Source organism: Micromonospora sp. NPDC003944, assembly GCF_053605225.1.
The window spans coordinates 1-5,295 of record NZ_JBSGIV010000132.1; the positions used below are offsets into that span (position 1 = coordinate 1).

A 5,295-nucleotide genomic window follows, 5' to 3' on the forward strand; every position below is an offset into this window, starting at 1 on the left:
GTGGTCACGGTGCTGGTCGGCCGGGTGTTGCGCCGTCCGCCGCAGCGGACGACGAGGAGGACTGGCAGCCGCCTGCGCGAACTCCACGAAGTCTTCGTCAGCCATTCGACCGGACCAGCGTCGAGAATCTCTTGGCACCGTTGATGACGAACTCGTCCGGCAGTTTCGTCCCCCAGGTCGGGTTGGCGGCGATCTGCATCGCCTCCTTCAGGGAGAGGACCGACGGTGCCGGCGTAGCCCCCTTGCCCTCCCAGAACAGACAGGTGGCGATCATCAGGTCGACCCGGAGGCCATCGCGGTGGTGCACGGTGACCATCTGGTTCTGTACGCAGTTGTCGGGTATCTCGGTCAGCTCCACCGTTCCCGGGGGCGGGTCGCCGCCGAGGTTGTCCCGGTAGATGGCAAGTCGCAGCATGCCCGGCCCGTAGCCGCGGTCCAGGTAGAGCTGGACGTACGGCATGCCAGGGCCAGCCCCGCTGCTCCGCAGGCTCACATAGCCGCTCGTCGTGCCGTTGGGTAGCAGACGGGTCAACAGGTCCAGAGCGCCCTCCGGTGTGGTGGTCGCCAGTTCACCCCCCGGGCCCGCTCCGATCCTCACCGTGTCGATCACGCGGGTCCTGGGAGGCGACGTCGACGGATCCGGATCGCCGCCCTGTTTCGCGCCACCACCAAGCAACCCGCCCGGAACCCCGGGTGGGGACCCGGACGGGGCTGATGTGGGGTCGACAGGCCCGCCCGGCGCACCGTAGTTCGGCCCCCCGGACTGACCGGCGTCATCCGCACCGAAGCCAAGCGGCCCGGCGGCCAGACCGATCACGAGCAGCATCGCCAACGCCGATCCGCCGGCGCCGAACTGCGCAAGGCGACGCTTGCGGCGCAGGCGGCGTCCCTGCACCACCGCCTGCTGGACCAGCTCGCCCAACGGCGGGGCCGGGTGTCGGGCCAGATCGTCCCTGAAACGCCCACGGACGTCGCCCATGTCCCGTACCCCTCCCCGGCAGACCGCCAGGAGCGGCGATCTCGTCACCTACCTGACGCACTGGCCTGCCGACTTGGTTACCGCCTTCCGGCGTGAATTTTCAGCCGGCCCGGGTGGGCCGACACGGCCGTCTCCGCAGGTGAGCAGCCATCTGCGGAGAGTCACGCGAGGGCGCAGACACAACCCGCATGGCATCCTAGGAGGTTAGGTCGCTGATGTCCGACACGCCGCCAGCGCCCCACCCACGCGCCCCAGACCGCGCGCTCGCCCCGCCCCGCCCCGCCCCGCCCCGCCCCGCCCCGCCCCGCCCCGCCGATCATGGAGTTGTGGTGGTGGACAAAGTCCACAAGTGACGCCAAACCAGGCACCACAACTCCATGATCGATCGGGGTCGGCCGCGATCTTGCACTTACTGCCCCGACATAGTGGGCATCCCGCTCTTTCCGGCGACAGTAAGTGCAAGATCGGCGCGGGCGCGGCGGCGCGTCCTCCGCTCTAGCCCCGTCATGCCCGAGCGCCGCAGCGGTCAGGGTCGCAGCCACCACGGGCTGGTGTAGGCCACCGCGAAGTCGTTGCACGGGTGACCGGCCGGGCCGGGGGTGCCGTTGGGCAGGGACGGGTCGGAGATACGGAGCACCACCCAGTCGCCGTCGGTGACATCGAGCGGCACGGTGAAGTCGGTGACCTGACCGTTGACGGTGTCGATGACGTCGACCACTGTCGGCGCCGAGGTGCCGGGACGGAGAACCTGGACTCGCAGGGGCTTGCCGTCCCAGGCCGAGCCGCGGTCCAGGTCTAGCAGGAACCGGACGTCGCCGGAGGTCACGTTCAGCACGCCACCCATGCGTACGCCATTGGCCGTCGCGTCCACTCGCAGCCCTGACACGCGGGTGGCGAAGGAACGGCGGGCGGCCATCGCCTCGAACACCGCGGCACGGGTGTTCTCGGCGACCCATAGGCCGCTGCGGCCCTTTCCCTCGTGGAAGCCCCAGGTCGTGCCGTGCTCGTCGGTGACGCCGGTCAGCGCCGGCCGCCAACCGGCGTTCAGGCAGGCCACCAGCGGTGACGCCCCACCCGACGACCAGCCCTCGAAGAGGAAGTCGTCGGTCCGGTTGAACATCTCCAACCCGACGAGCTGATCGCGCGCGGCGGCGTCGAAGGAGAAGTTGTTGAACCGTCCCGCCTCCCGGCCGGGGTGGTTGAAGCTCGCCAGACCCCCGGGGCGCCCGGTAAGCCAGTTGTACAGGCTGCCGGGGCTGCCGGCCCGCAACAGGTCGGCGAAGTCGGAGGTGTTCCAGACGTTGATGTGCCCCTGCAGCGGGTGCGACCACTCGAACCCGCGGATTGCGGTGAACTGACCCGGGTCGTTGGCGGCGTTGGCCAGGTCCCCGGCGGTCCGCCACTCGGACGAGCTGAGCCCGTCGATGGCGAAGAGCGTGGCGTGGTCGGTCAGCGCGGCGACGTCCAGCCCGGCCTCGCGCATGGAGGCGAATGCGGCCTCGGCGCTGCCGTCACCGTCCGACATAACCGTGTGGTTGTGCATGTCGGTGTGGACCAACGTGGTGCCCTGGGTGATCAGAGATGTCCGACCGGCGCCGACCGCGGCGGTCGGGGCGCCGGCAAGCGTCGTGTGGGCCGCCCGGGCCGCGGTCGGCAGCGCGGCCAGCATCAGCGTCCCGCCGGCGCCGGCAAGCAGCGCCCGCCGGCCGAAGCCAGCGGGAACATCGACCTGGCCGTACGGCACGTCGTCGTCGGTTCGACGGTCGTGGTGGCAGTGGTGTGGGTGATGAGCAGTCATGGATATATACGTATAGATGGACCTGGCGGACACGTCACACCGAGTCGTCGTGCAGGCGAACAGTGCGGTACGCCTGGCACTGCGACGGGCGACGAGTAGCGGACAGCCGACACCCGAACCCGAGGTAGCTGACTGTCACCACGAGATAACCAGGCGCACACTCCTCCCCGACATGTTCCCGTCGACTGGAGGAAAGATGCGTCTCCGATCGTTCGTCACCGCAGCACTGGCAGCCGTCCTGGCCGCCAGCGCGCTCGCGCCGCCGGCCCCGGTCGCGGCCGCCACCGCCGACCGCTGGGGCTTCGCGTACGTCAAGGACCCGACCGTGCCCGTCTGGACCGTGCTGGACACCAGCCGGCAGTGGGGCAGCTGGAAGACCGCGTTTCCCGCCGCCTGGGCCGACGGCATCAAGCTGGCACCCGGCCGGTTCCAGGTTCGTTTCCCGCAGGTGGGTGCCAGCTCACGGGGCGTGCCGCACGTGACCCCGGTGAACCGGACCGGTCACTACTGCGAGGTGGTTCGCTGGTTCCAGTCCGGCGCCGACGAGATCGTCGACGTGCAGTGCCACAAGCCGGGCGGCACCCGCGAGGACACCCCGTTCACCGTGCTCTGGACGACCAGCTCGGGCGTACTACCGGCCGGCACCTCCCATGCGTACGTGCAGTGGGGCAGCGGCGTCGTGGTGCAGTCGTACAGCTCCACGGGCGTCGTGAACACGGTCGGACCGGTGGGCGTCGGGCAGTACCTGGTCCGGCTGCCCGGCGTGGGGCTGGCCGGACTGCTCGCCGGTAATGTGCAGGTCACCGCCGTGCAGCCGAACGCCGGCCCGCGCCGCTGCAAGGTCTACTCCTGGGGAGCGGTCGGAAGCGACGTGCAGGTGTACGTCTTCTGCTTCGACCAGGCCGGTGCTTTCGTCAACACCGACTTCGCCCTCTCGTACCACCGTCGGCGGCCGGTGATCGGCTCCCTCGGGCCGCCGACGTACTTCGGTTACCTGGGCACCGGCGTCGGCGGACCGACAAACGACAACTCGGTGCTTGGCGTCGGCGCGAACACGGTGGCACCGTTGGCGCCCGCCGGCCGCTACCTGGCGACCTTCCCGCAGGTCGGGCTGAAGGAGACTCACGCCCAGGTGGTGGCGCAGGGCGCCGGCAGCAACTACTGCCACCTCACCCAGCCCTGGACGTACACGACCAACGCCGACGTCGACGTCATCTGCTTCGACAACAGCGGCGCGGTCACCCCACACCGCTTCCTGGCCACTTTCACCTCCCGCCTCTGACGCCCGGCCGGCGGCGGCGACCGTTCCCGTCGCCGCCGCCGGCAGGCCCAGCACTCGTGGCACGTCCGACCGCGCTCTCGTCGAGCCGACGAACGACCGACGGGGCGACCGGCCGGAAGCTGATCAACTGGGTCGCCGCGGGCCCGCCGAGGAGGCCGGAGAGGAGAGCCGGGCCGTGGTCCTGCGACTGCGCGGATGCTCGTGGGAAACCGGTGTCCGACTGGCACTGCGGGTGGCTAGCGTACGCGGATGAGCACTGTCCCGATGGCCGGCCTGAGGCTGCGGTTCTACACCGATCCGGGCGAGTTCCTGGCCGCCGCAGGTGACTACCTGAGCGCCGACCCGGTCGCCAGCACGGTCGTGACCACCGTCGCGCACCGACTGGTGTCGCAGCAGGCCGAGGGGATCTCGCCGCCCGACCGCACCTGGTGGCTGGTGGTCAGCGACGACTCCGGTGCCGTGGTCGGTGCCGGGATGCGCTCGGCGTCGTTCGCCCCGTACCCGCCGTTTCTGCTGCCCATGCCCGACGAGGCGGCCGTGGCGCTGGCGCAGGCACTGCACGAACGCGAGGAGGAGGTGCTCGCGGTCAACGGGGCCCTGCCCGCCGTTGACCTGTGTGCCGCCGAACTGACCCGACTCGGCGGAGGGCGAGTCCAGGTCAGCCAGCACACCCGGCTGCACGAGCTCGGCGAGCTGGCGTGGCCACCACCTGTTCCCGGCGGCCTGGTGGCCGCGACCGAGGACGACGTGGACCTGGTCACCGAGTGGTTCACCGCGTTCATGGGCGACGCCGACGAACAGGCGGGCCGCCCGCGCGGTACCAGTGCGCACGAGACGCCCGACCACGCCGAGATGGTGCGCCGCCTCCAGGCCGGACGGTTGTGGTTCTGGGTCGACGAGGCCGGGGAGCCGGTGCACCTCACCGGCGCCAACCCACCGTCGTTCGGGGTTGCTCGCGTCGGCCCGGTGTACACACCGCCGGCCCAGCGGGGCCGTGGTTGGGCCAGCAACGCGGTCGCCGAGGTCTCCCGCAGAATCCGGGCCGAGGGTGCGCGGGTCTGCCTGTTCACCGACCAGGCAAACCCGACCTCGAACAGGATCTACGCCGCCCTCGGCTACCGGCCGGTCGTCGACATGGCCAACCTGGTCATCGTCCGCTGACGCCGAACGTCGCGCGGCACCGGGTTCGATGGTGTTATCGCTCACATCGATGAACTACGATGGCAAGGGTCCCAC

Annotated in this window: 4 protein-coding genes; 2 read left to right on the forward strand and 2 right to left on the reverse strand. The window is 70.4% G+C overall.

Translation table 11 applies throughout. The features are described 5' to 3' along the window. Window positions 1–97 precede the first annotated feature (97 nt). Both ACWER9_RS31655 and ACWER9_RS31660 read right to left on the reverse strand, forming a co-directional pair. Complete coding sequence (locus ACWER9_RS31655; RefSeq protein WP_452305299.1) at window positions 98–979, reverse strand: hypothetical protein; 882 nt, start codon at window positions 977–979, stop codon at window positions 98–100. Window positions 980–1,505: 526 nt separating this feature from the next. Continuing rightward, window positions 1,506–2,777: a CehA/McbA family metallohydrolase gene (locus ACWER9_RS31660; RefSeq protein ID WP_452305300.1), complete on the reverse strand. Its 1,272-nt coding sequence runs from the start codon at window positions 2,775–2,777 to the stop codon at window positions 1,506–1,508. A gap of 196 nt (window positions 2,778–2,973) precedes the next feature. On the opposite strand from ACWER9_RS31660, the gene ACWER9_RS31665 reads away from it, so the two are divergent. Both ACWER9_RS31665 and ACWER9_RS31670 read left to right on the forward strand, forming a co-directional pair. Further along, on the forward strand, window positions 2,974–4,059 hold the full coding sequence (locus ACWER9_RS31665) for a hypothetical protein (protein ID WP_452305301.1): 1,086 nt from the start codon (window positions 2,974–2,976) through the stop codon (window positions 4,057–4,059). A gap of 249 nt (window positions 4,060–4,308) precedes the next feature. Next, complete coding sequence (locus ACWER9_RS31670) at window positions 4,309–5,220, forward strand: GNAT family N-acetyltransferase (protein ID WP_452305302.1); 912 nt, start codon at window positions 4,309–4,311, stop codon at window positions 5,218–5,220. Window positions 5,221–5,295 lie beyond the last annotated feature (75 nt).